Raw genomic sequence first — 1,056 nt, 5'->3', positions numbered from 1 at the left:
TTATGAGAATCGACCTTGGATTTGTCGAGAGTTTGAAATGGGCTCTTATGAATGTCGAGATGAAAGGTCAGATTTACCTTGAAAGTTTTGTTCTATAAATCAGAGAGTTGTTAGCCATAACAAACGGTTAAAGAGGGACTGCCAACGCGTGGCGGTTTTTGTTCAAATCGGCCTTTGTGATTACGGTGGTTATTTGGAGTTCAGTGGTTTGCGTTGTCAGCCCCTTAACCGGGCGTTATACGCCAATCAAATCTTGAGCATCAAAAAGGACTTAGCGTGGAAGAAATTAAGGGAATAATCGACTTTATGATAGAGGTCGAGAAGCTTAAATCGATAGAACGACAAACTAAACCTGTAGGGTTAGATAGATATGAGAATTCAGCAGAACATAGCTGGCATGTTTGCCTGAGTGCTATTTTACTCAAAGATTTTGCTAATGAACCAGTTGATATTGTTCGTGTCATGAAAATGCTACTCATCCATGACTTGGGTGAAATTGAGGCAGGTGATACGGTTATTTACTCTGCTGAAACAGAAGAAAACAAACAACTAGAAAGGTCATGCATACAGAAGTTATTTCAACTTTTACCAGAAGCAAGCCGAGAAGAGTTTTCTAATCTTTGGGAAGAGTTTGAAGAAGGTGTAAGCCCCGAAGCAAGCTTTGCTAAGGCAATCGACCGAGTTCCACCTTTACTTCACAACATTCATGGTGAAGGTCATGGCTGGAAAAAACACAATATACCCAAAGAAAAAGTTTTTGCTTTTAATGGAGAACGCATTTCCAAAGGTAGTAATTTGTTGTGGCGAGAAGTCGAGTCTAGGCTCAATGACGCAGTTCAATCGGGTGTACTGAAATAGGCGTATAACAAACGCCTCAAGAGGGACTGTCAACGCGTGGCGTTTCCAGTCCCATTGAGCCGCGGTGGTTACAGTTGTTGCGTTTGAGTTTAGTGTTATGCGTTGCCAGCCCCTTAGGCGGGCGTTAGGCAAAGTGAGTTTTTATCAGCTAAATCGAGTTGGAATTGAACGGTAAACTCCATGTTTTCTGGTTTAAGT

The 1,056-nt window shown here is 41.8% G+C and carries 1 protein-coding gene and 1 pseudogene; both read left to right on the top strand.

Annotation, left to right across the window (positions count from 1 at the left end; genetic code table 11):
• Nucleotides 1-82 (top strand): annotated as a pseudogene (locus tag AACR75_RS01170) (YkgJ family cysteine cluster protein); the annotation flags it as partial.
• 194 nt (nt 83-276) lie between these two features.
• Nucleotides 277-858 carry an HD domain-containing protein gene (locus tag AACR75_RS01165; RefSeq protein ID WP_047691470.1) on the top strand — a complete coding sequence of 194 codons (582 nt, stop codon included), beginning with the start codon at nt 277-279 and terminating at the stop codon, nt 856-858.
• Nucleotides 859-1,056 lie beyond the last annotated feature (198 nt).

The organism is Vibrio sp. ZOR0018, assembly GCF_963865925.1.
In the GTDB taxonomy this organism is placed as follows: domain Bacteria; phylum Pseudomonadota; class Gammaproteobacteria; order Enterobacterales; family Vibrionaceae; genus Vibrio; species Vibrio anguillarum.
Note: the sequence above shows the minus strand (reverse complement) of the source record. Positions and strands in the feature narration are given on the sequence as shown.